Below are 20237 nucleotides of genomic sequence, written 5' to 3'. Positions count from 1 at the left end.
CGTCATTCCCGCAGCTCAGCGGCCCGACCGGCGGGGGCGGCCGGTGCCGGGCGTCGATTCCCGCGCTCAGGCGGGCCGCAGGTCCGCCCAGCCGCGGTCGCGGGCGTGCCGGGCGGCGAACAGGCCGGCGATGGTCGGGCCGCTGGTGATCGCCCCGGTCCGGACCAGGTCGAGCGCGGCGTCCAGCGGCACCCGCTCGACCGTCATCGCCGCCTCCTCGTGCCGCCGGGCGTGTCGCTGCGGGGCCGGCGACAGGTCGCGGGCCAGGTACACCCGGAACAGCTCGTCGGTGAAGCCCGGCGAGGTGTGCAGGTCCAGCAGCGCGTCCCAGCGCCGGGCCAGCAGGTCCGTCTCCTCGGCCAGCTCCCGGCGGGCCACCGCCGCCGGGGCCTCGCCGGGGACGTCCAGCAGCCCCGCCGGCAGCTCCAGGCACGCGGCGGCCAGCGGGTGCCGGTACTGCCGGACCAGCGTCACCGCGCCGGCGTCGTCCAGCGCCACCACCCCGACCGCGCCCGGCTTGCGGACCACGTCGCGGGCAGCGACACCGCCGTCGGGCATCGCCACCTCGTCGCTGACCACCGTGAAGATCGGCCCGGCGTACCGGGTCCGCGAGCCGCGGACGGCGTACCCGTCGGCGGTCACCGGCGCTTGCGCGCCGCGGCCGGGCGGGCGGCGGCCGGCTCGAGCGGCTCGGCCGGTTCGGGCTCCGCGCCCCCGTCGGCGGCGGCGCGGTTGCCCGCGTGGTACGTCAGCGCCGCGCCGACGAACGCCGCGAACAGCGGGTGCGGCCGGGTCGGCCGGCTCTTCAGCTCCGGGTGCGCCTGGGTGGCGACGAAGAACGGGTGCAGGTCGGCGTCCAGCTCGACGAACTCCACCAGCCGGCCGTCCGGCGAGGTGCCGGAGAAGCGCAGGCCGGCGTCGCCGAGCGCGTCCCGGTAGGCGTTGTTCACCTCGAACCGGTGCCGGTGCCGCTCGCTGGTCTCCGTCGTGCCGTACGCCTTGGCGACCAGCGACCCCTCGGCCAGCGCCGCCGGGTACGCGCCCAGCCGCATCGTGCCGCCCAGGTCGCCGCGGCCGGCGACGATGTCGGCCTGGTCGACCATCGTCGAGATCACCGGGTGGGCGGCGTTGCCGTCGAACTCCAGCGAGTTCGCCCCGGCCAGGCCGGCCAGGCTCCGGGCCACCTCGATCGTCATGCACTGCAGGCCCAGGCAGATGCCCAGGGTGGGGATGCGGTTGAGCCGGGCGTACGTGGCCGCGCCGACCTTGCCCTCGATCCCGCGGACGCCGAAGCCGCCGGGGATGAGGATGCCGTCGACGCCGTCCAGCGCCGCCGCCGCGCCCGCGGCGGTGATCAGCTCGTCGCTGGGCACCCAGCGGATCTGCACCCGGGCCCGGTGGGCGAAGCCGGCGGCGCGCAGCGCCTCGGACACCGACAGGTACGCGTCCGGCAGGTCGACGTACTTGCCGACCATGGCGATCGTCACCGTGTGGGCGGGGTTGTGCACCCGCTCCAGCAGGTCGTTCCAGGAGCGCCAGTCGACGTCGCGGAAGGACAGGCCGAGCCGGCGGACCACGTACGCGTCGAGGCCCTCCCGGTGCAGGACCTTGGGGATGTCGTAGATGCTGGGCGCGTCCGGGGCCGCGATCACGGCCTCCTGGTCGACGTCGCAGTACAGCGACAGCTTCCGCTTGACCGTCTCCGGGATCTCCCGGTCCGACCGGCAGACCAGCGCGTCGGGCTGGATGCCGATGTTGCGCAGCGCGGCGACGGAGTGCTGGGTCGGCTTGGTCTTCAGCTCGCCGGACGGCGCCAGGTACGGCACCAGCGAGACGTGCAGGTAGAAGCAGCGCTCCCGGCCGACCTCGTGCCGGACCTGCCGGATCGCCTCCAGGAACGGCAGCGACTCGATGTCGCCGACGGTCCCGCCGACCTCGGTGATGACGACGTCCGGGGCGACCCCGGTGGCGTCCGGCTCGGCCATCGCGAAGATGCGGGCCTTGATCTCGTTGGTGATGTGCGGGATCACCTGGACGGTGTCGCCGAGGTACTCCCCGCGCCGCTCCTTGGCGATCACCGCCGAGTAGATCTGGCCGGTGGTGACGTTGGCGGCGGCGCCCAGGTCCCGGTCGAGGAACCGCTCGTAGTGGCCGACGTCGAGGTCGGTCTCGGCGCCGTCCTCGGTGACGAAGACCTCACCGTGCTGGAACGGGTTCATCGTGCCGGGGTCGACGTTGAGGTAGGGGTCCAGCTTCTGCATGACCACGCGCAGCCCGCGGGCCGTGAGGAGGTTGCCGAGGCTGGACGCGGTGAGGCCCTTGCCCAGGGACGAGGCGACCCCCCCGGTGACGAAGATGTGCCGGGTGGAACGTGCAGATGCGGCCAAGGCCTGCTCCCGTGGTCGGCGGCGATTCGTGCGGAGCCCTGCGTGCGGCCCCCAGCGGGGGATCCGGCCCGAGCGACCCACGGGACTCCACGGTAACAAACGCCGCCGGCGGCCCGACCGCGCACCACCGGACAGTGATCAGGCTCGATCGCCGTCCGGCTGGCGCTGCGGCGTGGTGCGGTCGGCGGCGTGGTCGAGGACGCGCAGCGCCGCCAGCGTGGCCAGCGGCACCGCGACCGCCGCCGCGGCGCCGGCCACGTTCAGCGCGGCGCCGCCGACGACGCCGGCGAGCACCGCGGCCACGGCGATGCCGCTGAGCGCCGCCCGGATCGCCGGGTAGATGCCGTACAGCCGCTTCAGGCCGCCCCAGTGCTGGAGCAGGGCGAGCCAGCAGAACAGCGCCGCGGCGGTGGCCAGGATCGTCAGCGGGCTGCTGGCGAACGCGATCACGTTCGCCACGCCGGTGCGGTGCACCGTGAGCCCGCCGGTCCCCTCGCCCCACTGGGTGAGGAACCGGCCGAGGCCGCCCCGGTCCTCCGGCGGGCGGCGCACGTCCAGGACGGCGAAGCAGATCGCCACCGCGAACCCGGCCAGCAGCGACCAGGCCAGCCGCGGGAACGTCAGCCAGCCGCCGGTGACCAGCGCCACCGTCACGCAGACGCCGGCGGTCAGCGCGATCGCGCCGACGGCGTCGCCGCCGTGGTACGGGCTGCCCACCACCAGCACCCCGGCGGCGCCGACGGCGGCGGTGGCCGCGGTCCGCCAGCGCGCCGGCACCCGCTGGGCGAGGCAGCCCGCGGCGAGCAGCAGGCCGGCGGTGAACGCGCCGAGGCCGACGGTGCCGATGCCGGCGTACCGGCCGCCCTCCAGCGCCGAGTACCCGGCCACGCCGTTGAGCTGCAACGACGCGCCGGTGAGCACGTCGGCGCCGACGACGGCGGCGTTGACCGCGGCGACGACGGCGACCGGGCCCCAGGTGTGCCGGTACAGCGGCAGCAGCCGCACCCCCGCGGTCAGCCCGGCCAGCGCCACCGCCACCCCGGCGAGGAAGATCCACGACCCGTGCGGGTACCGCCACCAGGGCAGGATGTCGGCCAGCAGCGCCGCCGGCAGCGCCAGCGCGGCGGCGACCAGGGCCAGTTCGGCGGCCCGGCGCACCGGCGCGGGCACGCCCGCGGGGCCGCCGGGGCCGGCGTGCGCCCGGGCCCGGCGCAGCAGCGGGACGGTGGCCAGCAGCAGGACGATCTGGCCGGCGGTCAGCGCGCCGAAGAACCAGCCGGCGGCGCGCCGCTGCGCCCGGGCGCCCCGGTCGGCGTCCACCGGGTCGGCGATCGCCACGGCGGGGTCGGCCGGGCGGCCGGCGACCGGGATGGCCTCCCGGCCGAGGAACAGCTTGGCCGGGACCGGCTTGCCCAGCGCCGCCAGCACGGTCGGGGCGAGGTCGACGAGCTGGAGGTACCCGTCCCGGCCGGTGGTCGCCGAGGTGAGCCAGCCGCCCGCCCAGCCGGGCCCGTCGGCGAGGACGGCGTGGAGCTGCGGCGCCGCCCCGGTGTCGGCGAGGCCGGCGACGACGACCAGCGAGTTGGCGGGGCGGGCGGCGTCGACCGCGGCGACGGTGGCGTCCAGCCGGTCCAGCGCGGCCCGCCGGGCGGTGGCGTCGCCGCGCAGGTCGCCGGCGTCGACCAGGCTGAGCACGCAGCTCGACAGCAGCTCGCGCGGGTCCGCCGGCAGCGCGGGGGCGTAGGTGTCCACCCGGCCGTACGGGCGGGCGCCGGCCAGCGCCGCCCCCGGCCCGACGGCGACCGTGCAGCGCAGCGCCTCGGCCAGCGCGCCGGGGACCGCGCCCCAGGGCAGCTCGGCGTTGCGGGCGGCCAGGGCGCGCTGGTCGGGCAGGTGGGCGCCGATCCGGTCCGGCCGCTCGATCCGGACCGCGTCGGTCCGGCAGGGGCCGGCGGTGCCGGGGGTCCAGGCGGCGTGGTTGCCGGCGCCGAGGGTGAGCCAGCCGTCCTGCGGGCAGGTCGGGGTGTGCGCCGACCGGACGGCGAGCGAGCCGATCGACCCGCGGCCGGCGAGCCGCCACAGGTGCGGGGTGCGGGCGGCGTCCACGTCGGACCAGCGCAGCCCGGCCATCCCGATCACGACGACGTAGTCGACCCCGGCGGGGCGGGCGGCGACGGTGGGGCGGGCGAGGAAGCCGGCGCCGGCCAGGACGGCCAGCACCAGCGTCGCCGCGGCGGCGATCAGGCGGCGCGCGATCACCCGGGACCGCCGCCCGACAGCCCGGCGTACAGGGCGGCGAGCTGGTCCAGCGTCTCCCGCTCGGTGGGCCAGCCGCCGGCCCGGGCGCGCCCGGCGACGGCCAGGGCGGCCCGCGCGGCCGGGTCGGCCAGCAGCTCCCGGACCGCCCGGTCGAGGGCGTCGGCGTCGCCGGGCGGGACCAGCACCGCCGCGTCGCCGACCAGCTCGGGGATGCCGCCGACGGCGGTGGCGACCAGCGGCACGCCGGCCCGCAGCGCCTCCTGCGCGAAGAGCTGCCGGGCCTCCCAGGCGCTCGTCACCAGGGCGAGGTCGGCGGCGGCGAGCAGGTCGGGGACGTCCGACCGGTGGCCGAGCAGCGCCACCGGCGCGCCGGTGGCGGCGATCCGCGCGGCCAGCTCGCACCCGGCCGGGCCGCTGCCGGCGATCAGCACCCGCGGCGCCGGCCGCAGGTCGGCCCAGCGGGCGGCGGCGTCGACCAGGACGTCGTACCGCTTCTGCGGGTGCAGCCGGCCGACCGACAGCAGCAGCGGCACCCCGGCCGGTACCCCGCAGGCGGCCCGGACCGCGGCCGGGTCGCCGGCCGGCGGCGGCAGGGCGGGCGCGGCGACCGGGCCGAGCCGGGCGTCGCGCGCGCCGCAGGCCCGGGCCCGGGCGACGAGGTCGGCGGACGCGCCGAGGGTGACGTCCGCGGCCCGGGCCACCAGGTGCTCGGTGGCCGCGTGCAGCAGCCTGCGCGCGCCGGTGGACAGCGCGGCGTTGTGCCAGGTGACGACCAGCGGCCGGCCGGTGCGGGCGAGCGCGGCGACGAACCCGGCGCGCAGCCCGTGCGCGTGCACGACGTCGGGGGCGGCGGCGCGGACGGCGGCGCGCAGCGCCCCGATCGCGCGCAGGTCGCCGGGCCGCGGCGCGGCCGGGATCCCCACCGGCACCAGCGCGGCGCCGCCGAGGTCGAGGGCGGCGGCCGTGGCCGCCGGGGCGCACACGGTCACCGCGGCGCCGCCGGCCCGCAGCCCGCGGGCGACCGCGGCGACGTGCGCGCCGATCCCGCCCGTGCTCGACCCGAGCACCAGTACCACGCGGCCCCGCCAGCCGGTCACGACGTCGTCCTCCCAGTGGTCGCGCGCGGCCGGCGGCCGGCGATGGTCAGGGCGCGGTCCAGCAGGGGCCGGACCGTGCCGCGGTCGAGCAGCAGCGCGAGCGCGCCGAACAGCGCGGTCACCGCCACGGCGGCGGCCGCCCCGCGGACCGCGCCGGAGGCCGCCGCCGGCAGCCCGGCCAGCGGCCCGGCCAGCGCCGCGGCCACCGCCCGGCCGGCCGCCGCGGCCACCGCGGCGGCGGCCAGGCCGGCGAGCCCGGCGCGGGCCAGCCCGGCAACGGCCGCCCGGCCGGCGAGCCGGGCGACGACGGCGAGCAGCGCGGCCGCGAGGACCAGCATGCCGGCCGACTGGCCGAGCGCCAAGGCCAGGGCCCGGTCGGCGGCCGGCAGCACCGCCGCCAGGACGACGCTGGCGGCGATCACGGCCAGCCAGCCGGCGGCGGTCACCGCCGCGGCCCGGCCGGCGGCGCCGCGGGCGTACATGGCGCGCGAGTACAGGGCGAACGCGCCGTAGCCGAGGAGGCCGGGCGCCAGCCCGGTGACCGCGGCGGCGAACTCCGGCGAGCCGCCCAGCAGCAGGTCGGCGGCCGGCTGCGCGCCGGCCACCAGCAGGGCGGCGCCCAGCGCGCTGGCCAGCGCCGCGGTCCGGCCGGCCGCGGCCAGGGTGCCGGTGTACCGGTCCCGGTCGCCGTGCGACCACGCCGCCGCCAGGGCCGGGTACGCCGCCGTCGCCAGCGGTACCGCGAGCACCGCCCACGGCAGCAGGTACACCGTCTGCGCCAGGGTGATCCGGGCGGCGCTGCCGACCGGTCCGCCGGCGTTCGCCCGGTTCAGCGCGACCAGCAGCGCGAGCTGCTGCCCGGCGACCGCGACCAGCCCGGCGAGCGCCAGCCCGCCGGCGGCGCGGCGGACCGCGGGCGGCAGCGCGTACCGGGCCGACCAGGGCAGGCCCAGCCGGCGCACCGGCGGGATCAGGCACAGGCTCAGCACGACCACGCCGAGGGTGGTGCCGCCGGCGAGGACCAGCTCTGCCCGGGTACCGACGTGCACGGTCGGCGGTCGGGTGCCGGCGACGGCGGCGAACGCGGCGTACGCACCGATCACGGTCACGCTGGACAGCAGCGGCGCCAGCACCGGCCAGGCGAACCGGCGGTGCGCCTGGAGCACCCCGGCCAGCACCACCCCCACCCCGTACAGCGGGATCTGCGGTACGAACAGCCACAGCATCCGCACGGCCACGCCCCGCTCCCCCGCCGGTACGCCGAGCAGCGCCACCAGCGGCCCGGCCGCCGCCGCGACCAGCGCGGCCAGCGGCACCAGGACGATCAGCACCCGGACCAGCAGCGCGGACGCGATCGCCCCGACCGCCGCCCGCTCGCCCCGCTCGACCGCGCCGGCCAGCAGCGGGACCACCACGCCGGCCAGCACGCCGCCGGCGGCGATCTCGAAGACGACGTTCGGCAGGGCGTTGACCGCCTGGTACACGTCGCCCAGCGCGCCGTCGCCGACGGTGTTGCCGAACACGGCGGTCCGGCCGAAGCCGACCAGCCGGGCGACGACCGTCAGCAGCGCGATGCTCGCCGCGGCGCCGGCCAGCCGGCCCGGTGCGCGTCCCACGTCAGCGCGGGCGGCGGCCGAGCTGGTCGAGCTGGCGCAGCCCGGCGGTGCGCTCGATCACCTTGGTGAAGCTGACCCGCTCGCTGGCGAGGTTCAGCGCGACCAGGCCGGCGAGCAGCGCCGCCCGCCCGCCCGGCCCGCAGCGGCGGGCCAGCGCGGTGCCGAGCAGCGCGCCCATCGCGTTGGCGCCGCAGTCGCCGAGCATCACCCGCTCGTCCAGGTCGGCCGGGAGCAGCCCGGCGGCGGTGCCCAGCGGCCCGGCCACCAGGCCGCCGGCCGGGCCGGCGGCCAGCGGCGCGCCGAGCAGCGCGCTGGCCTTCAGCGCCCGGCCGGGGCGCAGGTCGAGCAGGTTGACCAGGTTCGCCGTACCGGCGATGACGCCGGCGCCCAGCGCCACGTCCAGCGCGCGGCCGGCGCGGCGGGCGCGGACGCCGCGGCGGTCGGTCCGGTCGGCGGACAGCAGCGCGGCGGCGGCGACGCTCGCGGCGCCCACGCCGGCGAGCTTGACCAGGCCGGCGGAGACCCGGCCGGCGCGCAGCGCGGCCAGGTGGCCGCGGAAGCCCTTGTCGGCCTTCTGCTCGGGGCGGGCGCCGACGATGTCGTCGTACAGGCCGACCGCCCCCGAGCCCAGGCCGGCGACCAGCGCGGCGCCGGCCGCGGCCGGGGTGCCGGCGCCGAGCGCGGCGCTGCCCGCGGCGACCGTGGCCAGGGCGGGCCCGGCGGCGAGGCTGACCGTGCGGCCGTGGAAGTTGGTCCGCTCCCAGCCCTGCGCGTACCGGCTGCGGCGCAGCCGGTCGAGGACCGCGGGCACGACGGCAGCGGCGGCGGCGGCGAGCAGGAGCCGGCTCCCCCGGGGCGGGACGGGTCGGGAACTCATCGGACCAGCGTACTCATTGCGGGCAAGGCCGCCGTGCCGCGGCGCGCTCGGGTCACGCCGCGGTGCGGGGCAGCAGTCCCTGCGCGCCGGCGCCGATGCCGTACTGGCCGGCGACGTTGCCGAGCTGCCCGGCGACGGCGAGCGCGGTCACGAGCTGGCCCTGGGCGGTGCCGGCGTTGTCCACCGTGGAGATGGTCCGGGCGAGCGTGGGGTCGCCGCGGACCGCCCCGACGACGTTGCCGTCGCCGGCGATGCCGGGCGCGCCGAGGACGATCCGGCCGGCCCGGTCGAGCTGGGTGGCCAGGGTGAGCAGGTTCTTGTTCTTGGGCGCGGCGTCCTTGTCGGTGTACGGCAGCCCGGCCACCATGACCACCACCTCGGCCGGCCCGGTGACCGGGCTGTTCACCGACAGGTAGCCGGCGGCCTGGTACGCGCTCAGCACCGACCGCTGGTCGGTGGCCGGGACGGCCGGCGTGCGCTCCAGCAGCACCCCGCCGAGCAGCGCGCTGGACTTCTCCACCCCGTCGCTGTTGCCCGGCAGCGACGCGGCCGGGATGCTCGGCACCAGCGCCCGGTCGGCGAGGTCGAGCAGCTCGACGCTGTTGGCCGGGTCGGTGAACTTCTCGGTCAGCTCCACCCGGCCGGCGATCTTCGCGCCGGCCGCGACGAGCATCTGCCGGACACCGTCGACGTGCTCCCCGCCGCCCGGCGTGGCCAGCAGCAGCACCCGCCGGTTGGTCAGGGTGCCGCCGACGATCCGCGGCGCCGCCTGGCGGAGGAAGTCCTCCTTGCCGCTGGCCTCGGCGGTCAGGTGGCCGACCTGCTCGCGCAGGTCGCCGTTGGTCCGGCCGAGGGTGTTGATCTGATCGTTCAGCGAGTCGGCGACCGGGCCGTTGAGCGCCGCCGTACCGACCACGAGGCCGATCGCGAGCGCCAGGAAGACGGCGGTCAGCGACACCACGTGGTACCGGAAGTTGATCACGAATCCCGCCTCGGGTCAGAAGAGCTGGCGGAGCTGGAAGAGGAGGTTGTCCCACCACTCGGCGACGACCGCCAGGTACGCCTTGCCGACGGTGGACACGGCGACCGCGGCCGCCATCGCGGCGATCGCGGAGAGGACGAGCAGCAGCAGCGACGACCCCGAGATGCTCGACCGGTACAGCCGGCTCACGCCCTTGGCGTCGACCAGCTTCCCGCCGACCTTCAGCCGGGTGAGGAACGTCGAGGCCATCCCGCCGCGCCCCTTGTCCAGGAACTCGACCAGCGTGGCGTGGGTGCCGACGGCCACGATCAGCGAGGCGCCCTTGCCGTCGGCGAGCAGCATCGCCAGGTCCTCGCTGGTGGCCGCGGCCGGGAAGGTGATCGCCGGGACGTTGAGCTGCTCCATCCGGGCCATGCCCGGCGCGCGCCCGTCCGGGTACGCGTGCACGACGATCTCGGCGCCGCAGCGCAGCACCTCGTCGGAGACCGAGTCCATGTCCCCGATGATCATGTCGGGGGTGTAGCCGGCCTCGACCAGCGCGTCCGCGCCGCCGTCGACGCCGACCAGCACCGGCTTGAACTCGCGCACGTACGGGCGCAGCACGTCCAGGTCGGCCTGGTAGTCGTACCCGCGCACCACGATCAGGCAGTGCCGCCCGGCGAACCGGGTCCGCACGTCCGGCATGCCGACGCCGTCGAGCAGGAGGTCGCGCTCCTGCTTCAGGTACTCCATCGTGTTGGCGGCGAACGCCTCCAACTGCACCGACAGGCCCTCCCGGGCGTCGGCCATGGCCTTGCCGACGGTACCGGCGTCGTGCCGGGTGCCGTGCGCGACCGGCTCCTCGCCGGCGAACACGGTGTTGTCCGAGATCCGGACCGTGTCGCCCTCGCGGAGCTGCTGGAAGATCGCTTCGCCGAGGTCGTCGATCAGCGGGATGCCCGCCTCGACGAGCACCTGCGGCCCGAGGTTGGGGTACCGGCCGGAGATCGCCGGCCGCGCGTTGAGGACGGCGGCCACGCCGACCGCCACGAGCGAGTCGGCGGCGACCCGGTCCAGGTCCACGTGGTCGATGACAGCGATGTCGCCCGGGCGCAGTCGACCGACCAGACGCTTGGTCCGGCGGTCGAGGCGGGCGGTGCCGGCGATCGCCCCCGACTCGGGTGGGCGGGTCCGGCGCAAGGTGGGTAAGCGCATCGGCACCCATCCTGACACGCCGTGACACCCGGCGGGGGCGCGACATGCCCGATCGCCACAATGGTCCCGGTTCGGCGTGTTTCACCTGGCCAGCCGGTCGGCGCCGCCCTCCGCGCGCCGCCGGGCGCCGCCGGCGCGGGGCGGCGGGGTGCGCTTCGCCGTCGCGGCACCGTCACCCGGCGTGTCGGCCGCCGCGGCGGCGGGCGGTTCGGTCGCCGCGGCGGCAGCCGGCCCGGTCGCCCGCCGACCGCTCGTCGGTGGGTCGCCGGTCGGCGGGTCGTCGGCGGTCGCGGCGCGGTCGCGGGCGGCCAGGTCGAGCAGTTCGCGGGCGTGCGCCACGCCCAGGTCCGAGTCGGGCAGGCCGGCGAGCATCCGGGCCAGCTCGCGGTCCCGGTCGGCGTCCTCCACCACCACCACGCCGCTGGTGGTCACCGCGCCCGCGGTGTCCTTCGCCACCACCAGGTGCCGGTCGGCGAACGCCGCCACCTGCGGCAGGTGCGTCACCACGAGCACCTGGTGGTGCCGGGCCAGCCGGGCCAGCCGGCGGCCGATCTCCACCGCCGCCGTACCGCCCACGCCCGCGTCCACCTCGTCGAACACCAGCGTGTCCGGGCCGCCCGCACCCGCGAACACCACCTCGATCGCCAGCATCACCCGGGACAGCTCGCCGCCGGACGCGCCCTTGCCCAGCGGCAGCGCCGGGGCACCCGGGTGCGCGGCCAGCCGCAGCTCCACCTCGTCGGCGCCGTCCGGGCCGGCACCCCGCTCGGCGCCGTCCACCGTGATCGCCGCCTCGCCGCCCGGCGCCCGCGGTGTCACCGCCACCTCGACCCGGGCGTGCGGCATCGCCAGCCCGGCCAGCTCGCCGCTCACCCGGTCGGCGAACCGGTCCGCCGCCGCCCGCCGCGCCGCCGACACCTCGCCGGCCAGCCGGCCCAGCTCGGCGGCCTCCGCCGCGCACTCCGCGGCCAGCGCCGCCAGCGTGTCGTCGGAGGCGTCCAGCTCGCCCAGCCGCCGCCGGGCCCGGTCGGCCCAGTCCAGCACCCCGTCGGTGGTGTCGGCGTACTTGCGGGTCAGCGCCCGCAGCGCCGCCCGCCGCTCGTGCAGGCTCTGCAACCGCGCCGGGTCGGCATCGAGCCGGTCCAGGTACGCCGACAGCTCCGCCGCCGCGTCGCCCAGCACGGCCCCCGCCTCGGCCAGCCGCTCGGCGACCGCGTCCAGCGCCCGGTCCACCCCGGACTGCCCGCCCAGCGCCCGCCGGGCCGCGCCGAGCAGCGACACCGCGTCGCCCCCGCCGTCGGCGTCGCCGGCCAGCGCCCCGCACGCCGTACCGGCCGCCTCGCGCAGCCCCTCGGCGTGCTCCAGCCGCTGCGCCTCGGCGCGCAGCGCGTCGTCCTCGCCCGGCTGCGGGTCGACCGCGGCGATCTCGGTCAGCCCCAGCCGCAGCAGGTCGGCCTCGCGGTTGCGCTCGCGGGCGTGCGCCCGCCGGTCGGCCAGGTCGGCGGTGCGCTCGCGCCAGCGCCGGTAGCAGTCCCGGTACGCGGCCAGCACCTTCTCGTGCGCCGGCCCGGCGAACCGGTCCAGCGCCGCCCGCTGGTCCGCCGCGCGCAGCAGCCGGAGCTGGTCGGCCTGCCCGTGCACCGCGAGGAGCTGCTCGCCCAGCTCGGCGAGCAGCCCGATCGGCGCCGACCGGCCGCCCACGTGCGCCCGGGACCGGCCCTCGGCCTGCACGGTGCGGCTGAGCAGCAGCGCGCCGTCGGCGTCCAGCTCGCCGCCGGCGTCGGCCACCCGCTCGCCGACCCGGTCCGCGACCGTCGCCGACGGCCGCATCCGGCCCTCGACCACCGCCCGGCCCGGCGCGCCCCGGACCCGGCCGGGGTCGGCCCGGCCGCCGAACAGCAGGCCGAGCCCGGTCACCACCATCGTCTTGCCGGCCCCGGTCTCGCCCGTGATCACGTTCATGCCGCCGGTCAAGGGCAGCGTCGTGTCCTCGATGACACCCAGACCGGCGATGCGCAGCTCCTCCAGCACGTGCCAGAGGTTAGCCGCGCCGGGTGACGCCCGGCCACCCGCGCGGCCACCCGACGCCGCGACCTGGCGCTTTCCGACGCGACACGCCGCCGACCCGCCGCCGTACGACGTGATCACCGACGGCCGGGCAGCCGCCGGCCGCGCCGGATCCGCACCGAACGGTCACCCCGCGGTGGCCGCGGGTCACCAGCGGTTGCCGCGCCAGCCCGACACCGGCAGCCCGAACTTCGCCACCAGGCGGTCGGTGAACGGGCGCGGCCGCAGCCGGACCACCCGCACCGGCAGGTGCCCGCGGGCCACCCGCACCCGCGCCCCCGGCGGCAGCGTGAACACCCGGCTGCCGTCCGCGCACAGCACCGCCTCGCGCGGCGCGTACGGGTCCAGCGTGATGTCGATCGTCGACGTCGGCGCCGTCACCACCGGCCGGCTGAACAGCGCGTGCGCGCTGATCGGCACCAGCAGCAGCGCCTCCACCTCGGGCCAGACCACCGGGCCGCCGGCCGAGAACGCGTACGCCGTCGACCCGGTCGGCGTGGCGCACACCACCCCGTCGCAGCCGTACCGGGACAGCGGCCGGCCGTCCACGTCCACCCGGACCTCCAGCATGTGCTGCCGGGACGCCTTCTCCACGCTGATCTCGTTCAGCGCCCACGACTGCGCGACGACCCCGCCGTCCACCGTGGCCGTGGCGTCGATGGTCAGCCGCTCCTCCACCGTGTACGCCCGCGCCGTCACGTCCCGCACCACCTGGTCCAGGTCGTCGCTCTCGGCCTCGGCCAGGAACCCGACCTTGCCCAGGTTGATGCCCAGCAGCGGCGCCTTCGCCGGCCGGGCCAGCTCGGCGGCGCGCAGCAGCGTCCCGTCGCCGCCCAGCGCGAACACGATCTCCACGCCCTCGGCGGCGGCCGGGTCGTCCACCGGCACCATGCCCGGCAGGTCGATGTCCGGTGCCTCGCCGGCCAGCACCCGCACCTCGAACCCCGAGCGCAGCAGGTCGGCGGCGACCGTCCGGGCGTGCGCGGTGTTCAGCCGCCGCCCGGTGTGCGTGACCAGCAGCGCCGCCCGGCTCACGCCGCCGCCCCCGGCCCGGCGGCGACCGCCGCCCGCACGTCGGCGGCGTCCAGCGGCGGGGCGCCGCGGCGGAACCACACGAAGAACTCCACGTTGCCGCTCGGCCCCGGCAGCGGGCTGGCCACCACGCCGGCCACGCCGAGCCCGTGGTCGCCGGCGACCCCGGCCACCCCGCACACCGCCTCGGCGTGCAGCTCCGGGTCCCGCACGACGCCGCCGGCGCCGACCCGCTCCCGGCCCACCTCGAACTGCGGCTTCACCATCAGCGCCAGGTCCCCGTCCGCCGCCGTGCAGGACGCGAGCGCCGGCAGCACCAGCCGCAGCGAGATGAACGACAGGTCCGCGACCGTCACCGCGACCGGCCCGCCGATGGCGTCCGGGGTGAGCGAGCGCACGTTGGTCCGCTCGAACACCCGCACCCGCGGGTCGGTGCGCAGGGCCCAGGCGAGCTGCCCGTACCCCACGTCCACCGCCACCACCTCGGCGGCGCCGCCGCGCAGCAGCACGTCGGTGAAGCCGCCGGTGGACGCCCCGGCGTCGAGGCAGCGTCGCCCGCCGACGGCGAGCCCGCGCGGCCCGAACGCGGCCAGCGCGCCCGCGAGCTTGTGCGCGCCGCGGGAGACGTACCCCGCCCGGGGGTCCTCGCCGACGACCAGCACCGCGACCGCCGGGTCGACCAGCGCCGCCGGCTTCCGCGCGGCCACCCCGGCCACCCGGACCCGCCCGTCCTGGATCAGCGCGCCGGCCTGCTCGCGCGAGCGGGCGAGGCCGCGGCGGACCAGTTCGGCGTCGAGTCGGATGCGTCGGGCCATCGCGTCTGCACTCCCGGGGCGGCTCAGGCCTCGTCGATGGTGGCGAGGGTCTCGCCGAGGGTACGGTGGGCGGCCTCGTACTGGGCGATCTGCTCCCCCAGCGGCAGCGCCGCGGTGTTGGCCATCGCCCGGACGGCCGCGTCGACCGCCGGATGCCCGGTGGCCTCGACGGCAGCCGGCCCGGCGGCCGCGTGCGGCGCCGCCCCGTACCGGTCCGGGGTCCCGTGGGCCCCGGCCGCGTGCAGCGGGGCGGTCATCGGGCGTCGCCCGCGGGGGCGGGGGTCTTCTTGACCGCCTTCTTGGCCACCTTCTTCGCCGGCTTCGCGGCGGGCTCGCCGCCGTCGCCGGCGCGGGCCTTGTCCGGGGCGGCCTTCTTCGCCGGGGCGGCCTTCCTGGCGGGCTTGCCCGCGCGCTCCGGCGCCCGGCCGGTCACGGCGGCCAGCTCCGCGCTGAGCGCGTCGACCCGGGCCGCCAGCCGGTCGACCTCGTCGGCCCGGGCGAGGCCGACGCGGTCCAGCGTCCGGTCGATCTCCGCCCGCACCGTACGCTCCAGCGCCGCCCGGTTGGCCGCGCCGTTGGACATCAGGTCCTCGGTGAGCGCCTGCACCTGCGCCGCGGTCGCCACCCCCGACCCGACCAGCTTGGTCGCCACGCCGCGGGCGCGCTTGCGGGTGGCCTCGGTCACCCCCGTGAGCAGCTCGAAGTACGCCTGCCACGTCTCCTGCATCGTCACCCGCCCCATCCCGGTCGTCGACTGCACCCGTTCACGCTACCCGCATCGGGCGCGACGGGGCCGGTACCGGGCCGCACATCCGCCCGGTCGGCGGGCCGCGGGGGTGGCCGGCCGGCGGGCCGGGTCGTCCGGCCGGTCGACCCGCCGCGCCCCGGTCATGTGCTGTTCGCGCGCGGGGCCGGCGCGGTCGAGCGGGGCCGGCACGGCGACCCGCGGCGGCCCGGTGAGCGCCCGGTCGCGGTCGACCGGGCGGCGACCCGCAACGCCCGACCGCCGACGCCGTCCGCCGGATGCCCGGTCCCGCGCGCGGCGGCGGCCGGGCCGGGCGCAGGAGCGGCGGGGACGGGTCGGCGGCCGGGAGCGGTTCGGGTCGAGCGGCGGGTCAGGTCGGGGGCAGGAACAAGCCGCCGAGGTCGGCGGCCACGAACGTCGGCCGCTGCGGCGCCGCCGCCGCCGCCGCTTCCGCGCGCGAACTCACGCCGGTGAGCACGAGCAGGCTGTCCATCCCCGCCCGGACCGCACCGGCGATGTCGGTGTCCAGCCGGTCCCCGACCACCAGCGGCCGGACCGCGCCCACCCGCCGCGCCGCGGCCGCGAACAGCTCCGGCGCCGGCTTGCCGATGACCAGGTCCGGCTGCCGGTCCAGCGCGGTCGCCAGCGCCGCGACCAGCGAACCGTTGCCCGGCAGCGGCCCCCGCTCGGACGGCAGCGTCCGGTCGGCGTTGGTCGCCACCCAGCGCGCGCCGCCGCGGACGGCCACGCACGCCTCGGCGAGCTGCGCCCACCCGACGGTCGGCGCGTACCCCTGCACCACCGCCACCGGCCCGTCGGCCGCCCGGTCCACGGGCCGCAGGCCCGCCTCGGCGACCTCGGCCCGCAGCCCGTCCGACCCGACGATCAGGACGGCCGCGCCGGCCGGCAGCTCGGCGCCGAGGCGCTGCGCCGCGGCCCGCGCCGACGTCTCCACCTCGGGGGCGGACGCGCCGACCCCGATCCCGGTCAGCAGCGCCGCCACCTCGGCGGGCCGCCGCGAGGCGTTGTTGGTCGCGAACGCGACCGGCACGCCCGCCGCCCGCAGCCGCCCGAGCGCCTCGGGCGCGCCGGCCACGGCCGACTCGCCCTCGATGACGACGCCGTCGAGGTCCAGGATGACGAGGTCGTACGCGTCGACCAGCGCGGGCGCGCTCACCGCGCCGGCGGCGGGTCGTCCCCACCGGTGGCGCGGTACCCGGCGGCGTGCTCCCCCGCCCCGTCGGACCCGGCGTCGTCCGCGCCCTCGGCATTGCCGCGCCCGGCGTCATCCGCCGCGGGCGCAGCCGCGTCGTCGGGGCCGTCGGTCGGGTCGGACCGGCGGGTGTCGACGGGGGCGGCCGCCGTGGTCGGCGGGCCGTCCGCAGCACCGGCCGGACCGTCGTCCCCGGCGCCCGCAGGGGCCGTGGTCAGCGACGCGGCGGCAGCGGTCGGAAGCGCCCCGGCGGCGGCGACGTCGTCACCGAACCCGGACGCCGTCAGCTCCGTGGCCGCAGCCCCGTCGCTGCCGGACCCGCCCTCGGACCCGCCGGTCCGGTCGGGACCGGCGGTGCTGTCGGGACCGGTGCTGTCGACCCGGTCGGGGCCGTCGGCGTCGTCGACCCGGCCCGGCTCGTCGGACCCGCGGGCCCCGGGAGCGCCCGCCCGGTCCGCCCCGGCGGCGTCAACCCGGTCGTCCTCGGGAGCATCCGCCCGCTCGTCCTCGCGGTCGTCGGCCGGATCGGTCCCGGGGCCGTCGGCCGCACCGGTGCCCCGGGCGGTCGTGGTGTCGGCGCCGTCGTCCGGATCGGAGTCGTCGTCCCCGGCCGCATCGTCCTCGGCCGTGTCGTCCCCGGTCGTGTCGGGCTCGGGGTCGGGGTCGGTGAGGGCGACGCCGTCGAGTTCGAGCAGCCGCTCGGCCGCGTCCGTCTCCAGCTCCGGGTCCGCCGCGGCGGCCCGGGCGAACCACTCCCGCGCCTCCTCCGGCCGGTCCGCGCCCAGCAGCGCCTCCGCGTAGGCGTACCGCAGCCGCGCCGCCCACGGCGTACCGTCGGCGGTCAGCTCCCGGACCTGCAGCATCGCCACCGCGGCGTCCCGCTGCCCGAGGTCACCCCGCGCACCGGCCGCGACGATGAGCAGCTCGACCGCCACCGCCGGGTCGAGCGACTCGCGCTCGGCCGTGCGGTACAGGTCCACCGCCCGCTCCGGGCGCCCGAGCGCCCGCTCGCAGTCGGCGATCACCGCGAGGTGCGTCTGCCGCCCCGACATCCGGTGGTACGTCCGCAGCTCCGCGATCGCCGTCTGCCACTCGTCCGCGTGGTATGCGGCCACGCCGACCGCCTCCCGGATCACCGCGAGCCGCGACGCCAGCCGCCGGGCGGCCAGTGCGTGCGCCAGCGCCTCGTCCGGGTCCTCGTCGACCAGCCGCCCCGCGGCGACGAGGTGCCGCGCCACGGTCTCGGCCACCGGCCGGTTCAGCGACAGCAGCTCCGCGCGGACCGTGCTGTCCAGGTCGTCGGCGCTGATCTCGTCCGGCAGGTCCGGCGGCCGGTTGACCGGCCCGTCCTCGCCCCGCTCGTCGAACCGGCGGGCGCGGTCCGGCCCACGCTCGTCCCGGTCGCCGCGATCCCCGCCGAAGCCCCGGTCGCCGCGGAAGCCGCGGTCGTCCCGGTCCCCGCGCGGACCGCGCTCCCGGTCGCTGCGGAACCCGCGATCGTCCCGGTCCCCCCGGAAACCGCGATTCTCGCGGTCGCCACGGTAGCCACCGCTGTCCCGGTCGCCGCGGAAACCGCCGCGGAAGCCGCGGTCGTCCCGGCTCCCGGAGCCGCCGTCGCGGTCCCCGCGGAAGCCGCGGTCGTCGCGGCCCCGGAAGCCGCGGTCGTCCCGGTCCGGTCGGTCGCCCCGGTCGGGCCGGTCACCGCGATCGGGCCGGTCACCGCGGTTGCCGCGGTCGTCCCGGAACCCGCGCTCGGTGCGGTCCCCCCGGAAACCCCGGTCGCCGCCGGAACGGTCGCCGCGGAACCCGCCGTCACCACGGGGGCCGGCGTCGCCGTCGCTGCGATCCGCGCGGTCGCCGCGCTCCTCGCCCGGCGCGCCGTCCGGACGGTCGGCCCGCTCCGCGCGGTCGTCGGCGTCGCGGTCCGAACGCTCGGCCTGCCCGCCCCCGGGACCGCGCTCCCCGCCGTCGACATCGCCGCCCGCCGGTGCGTCGGCGCGCGCTGCGCCACCCGCCGCACCGGGCTGTCCGGCGTCACCGTCGACTACGCCGGCCGGGCCGGCCTCTGCGACAGCAGCGCCACCGGTACCGCTCTCGCCGCGGCCCTCGACCGCCCCGTCGGCGCTGCGGCCGGGGGTCTCGTCGGTGTCCGCGGTCGGGTTCTCCGGCCGCTCGCGGTCCGCGCCGCGGCGGTCGTCACCCGATCGTGCGTCCCGGTCGTACCCGCCCGCGCGGTCGTCGCGGAAGCCGCCCCGGTCGTCCCGCCGGAAACCGCGGTCATCACCCCGGTCGTCCCGGCGGAAGCCACCGCGATCGTCCCGTCGGAAACCGCCACGGTCGTCGCCCCGCCCGCCGGCGTCGCGCCCGAAGCTGCGCCCCGCGCCGCGCTCGCCGAACCGCTGACCCCGCTCGCCGAACCGGTCCCCGCGCTCCCGGTCGCCGCCGGACCGGTCGTCGCGCGGCCGGTCCGACCGGAAGCGGTCGTCCCGGTCCCGGAACCCGCGCGGCCCGCCCGGACCGCGGCCGCCGGCATCCCGGTCGTCGCGCCGGAAGCCGCCCGGCCCGTCACCGCGGGAGTCGCCGCGGCCGCCGAAGCCACCGCGATCGCCCGAACCCCGCTCGCCCGAGCCGCCGCGGAAACCGCTCCGCTCGTCGTAGCCGCGGGAACCGCGCGGCCCGCCGTCCCGGCTGCCGCCCGGCCGGTCACCCCGGAAGCCGCCGCGGTCGCCGGAGCCGCTCCGCTCGCCGAACCGACCCGCGCCGGGCCGCCCGCGGTCACCGAAGCCGCCGCGGTCGCCGGAACCCCCGCGCTCGCCGCCGCGGAAGCCACCCCGGTCGTCCCGGAAACCACCACGGTCGTCCCGCCGGAAGCCGCCGCGGTCGTCGTCGCGGCCGAACCCGCGCCGCTCGCCGCCGAAGCCGCCCCGGGCGCCGCGATCGTCCCGGCCGTGCCCGCGGTCGCCGTACCCGCGGTCGTCGCGGCCGGTGCCGCCCCGCCGGTCGCCCTGCGGCCGGTCGCCGAAGCCGCGATCGCGGAAGCCACCGCCCGAACGGTCGCCGGACGGTCCGCCCGAACGGAAGCCACCACCGCCGGAACGGTCGCCGGACGGTCCGCCCGAACGGAAGCCACCACCGCCGGAACGGTCGCCGGACGGTCCGCCGGAGCGGAAGCCACCGCGGTCGTCCCCGCGGTACCCGCCCCGATCGCCGCCGCGGAACCCGCCGCGCTGGTCGCCGCCGCCACGGGAGCCGCGGTCGTCGTTGCCGCGGAAGCCGCCCCGATCGCCGCCGAACCCCCCGCGGTCGCCGCGCGAATCGCCGCCGAAGCCGCCGCGCCCACCGCGGTCGCCGCCCCGCGCGTCGCGGCCGAAGCCGCCGCGGTCACCATGCCCGGGACGCGCGTCGCCGCGATCGCCGAAGCTGCGCCGCTCGCCGCCGAAGCCGCCGCCGCGCCGGTCGCCGAAGCCGCCGCGGTCGCCCGGCCGGTCGTCGCGCCGGAAGCCCCGATCGCCGCCCCGGTCGCCGCGGCCGTCACTCTGCGATCGGTCGCCCTGCGGTCGGTCGCCGAAGCGTCCGCCGCGGCGGTCGCCCTGGTCGTAGCGGCCACGGTCCTGGCCACCGGAGCGGCGGTCGCCGCCACGGTCGGTACCGGGGCGGTCGGCGCGGCCGCGCGGGTCGCCGTCGCGGTGACCGCCGTCCCGACCCGCGCCGCGACCGGCGTCGCGGGAACCGCGCCCGCTGTCGTCGTCGCGTCGCCCGCGATCGTCTGGTCCTGCGTTCACGGCGTATTTCCTTCCCGAGGGCGCCCGGTACAAATCCGGGCAGTACACACAAAAAAATGGATCGAGGGCCAACTCCGTTAGCCGGAGTGGCCCTCGATCCAAACGTTTGTCCGGCGGCGTCCTACTCTCCCACACCCTCCCGGGTGCAGTACCATCGGCGCTGGAGGGCTT

Annotated in this window: 13 protein-coding genes and 3 pseudogenes; 1 reads left to right on the top strand and 15 read right to left on the bottom strand. The window is 78.7% G+C overall.

Annotation, left to right across the window (positions count from 1 at the left end):
* Window positions 1-66: 66 nt before the first annotated feature.
* The 15 genes and pseudogenes from IEY94_RS20960 to IEY94_RS20890 all read right to left on the bottom strand — a co-directional run.
* A complete protein-coding gene (locus IEY94_RS20960; protein ID WP_229784312.1) occupies window positions 67-642 on the bottom strand; it encodes an NUDIX domain-containing protein in 576 nt (191 codons plus the stop codon).
* Window positions 639-2387 carry a CTP synthase gene (pyrG, locus tag IEY94_RS20955; protein WP_189171956.1) on the bottom strand — a complete coding sequence of 583 codons (1749 nt, stop codon included), beginning with the start codon at window positions 2385-2387 and terminating at the stop codon, window positions 639-641. Before pyrG ends, IEY94_RS20960 begins: the two co-directional genes overlap by 4 nt.
* A gap of 138 nt (window positions 2388-2525) precedes the next feature.
* The gene (locus IEY94_RS20950) at window positions 2526-4643 is read right to left on the bottom strand and encodes a hypothetical protein (protein ID WP_229784328.1); all 2118 of its coding nucleotides are present in this window, start codon (window positions 4641-4643) and stop codon (window positions 2526-2528) included.
* The gene (locus IEY94_RS20945; RefSeq protein WP_189171954.1) at window positions 4643-5743 is read right to left on the bottom strand and encodes a glycosyltransferase family 4 protein; all 1101 of its coding nucleotides are present in this window, start codon (window positions 5741-5743) and stop codon (window positions 4643-4645) included. The genes IEY94_RS20950 and IEY94_RS20945 overlap by 1 nt, the downstream gene beginning before the upstream one ends.
* Entirely contained in the window at window positions 5740-7359 is a 1620-nt protein-coding gene (locus tag IEY94_RS20940) for a lipid II flippase MurJ (protein WP_189171953.1), read from the bottom strand. The genes IEY94_RS20945 and IEY94_RS20940 overlap by 4 nt, the downstream gene beginning before the upstream one ends.
* A gap of 1 nt (window position 7360) precedes the next feature.
* Window positions 7361-8236 carry a hypothetical protein gene (locus tag IEY94_RS20935; RefSeq protein ID WP_306341615.1) on the bottom strand — a complete coding sequence of 292 codons (876 nt, stop codon included), beginning with the start codon at window positions 8234-8236 and terminating at the stop codon, window positions 7361-7363.
* A gap of 52 nt (window positions 8237-8288) precedes the next feature.
* Window positions 8289-9218, bottom strand: a complete 930-nt coding sequence (locus IEY94_RS20930) for a copper transporter (RefSeq protein WP_189171952.1) — start codon at window positions 9216-9218, stop codon at window positions 8289-8291.
* A 15-nt stretch (window positions 9219-9233) separates the two neighbouring features.
* Window positions 9234-10412, bottom strand: a complete 1179-nt coding sequence (gene steA, locus IEY94_RS20925) for a putative cytokinetic ring protein SteA (RefSeq protein ID WP_189171951.1) — start codon at window positions 10410-10412, stop codon at window positions 9234-9236.
* Window positions 10413-10700: 288 nt separating this feature from the next.
* Window positions 10701-12443 (bottom strand): annotated as a pseudogene (recN, locus tag IEY94_RS20920) (DNA repair protein RecN); the annotation flags it as partial.
* A 183-nt stretch (window positions 12444-12626) separates the two neighbouring features.
* Window positions 12627-13514 (bottom strand): NAD kinase, encoded by an 888-nt coding sequence (locus IEY94_RS20915; protein WP_189171949.1) that lies wholly within the window; start codon window positions 13512-13514, stop codon window positions 12627-12629.
* Complete coding sequence (locus IEY94_RS20910; RefSeq protein WP_189171948.1) at window positions 13511-14326, bottom strand: TlyA family RNA methyltransferase; 816 nt, start codon at window positions 14324-14326, stop codon at window positions 13511-13513. Before IEY94_RS20910 ends, IEY94_RS20915 begins: the two co-directional genes overlap by 4 nt.
* A 23-nt stretch (window positions 14327-14349) precedes the next feature.
* Window positions 14350-14583, bottom strand: a complete 234-nt coding sequence (locus IEY94_RS20905; protein WP_189171947.1) for a hypothetical protein — start codon at window positions 14581-14583, stop codon at window positions 14350-14352.
* Window positions 14580-15086, bottom strand: coding sequence for a phasin family protein (locus tag IEY94_RS20900; RefSeq protein ID WP_229784311.1), 507 nt, complete (start codon window positions 15084-15086; stop codon window positions 14580-14582). The genes IEY94_RS20905 and IEY94_RS20900 overlap by 4 nt, the downstream gene beginning before the upstream one ends.
* A 364-nt stretch (window positions 15087-15450) precedes the next feature.
* Window positions 15451-16248 (bottom strand): annotated as a pseudogene (locus IEY94_RS20895) (HAD-IIA family hydrolase); the annotation flags it as partial.
* Window positions 16249-16954: 706 nt separating this feature from the next.
* Window positions 16955-17522, bottom strand: a pseudogene (locus IEY94_RS20890) (Replicase polyprotein 1ab); the annotation flags it as partial.
* On the opposite strand from IEY94_RS20890, the gene IEY94_RS20885 reads away from it, so the two are divergent.
* Window positions 17511-20147, top strand: coding sequence for a hypothetical protein (locus tag IEY94_RS20885; RefSeq protein WP_189171945.1), 2637 nt, complete (start codon window positions 17511-17513; stop codon window positions 20145-20147). The pseudogene IEY94_RS20890 and the gene IEY94_RS20885 overlap by 12 nt on opposite strands.
* Window positions 20148-20237 lie beyond the last annotated feature (90 nt).

This window comes from Pilimelia anulata (assembly GCF_014647895.1).
GTDB classification, from domain to species: domain Bacteria; phylum Actinomycetota; class Actinomycetes; order Mycobacteriales; family Micromonosporaceae; genus Pilimelia; species Pilimelia anulata.
This window is presented reverse-complemented; position numbering and strand designations above follow the sequence as displayed.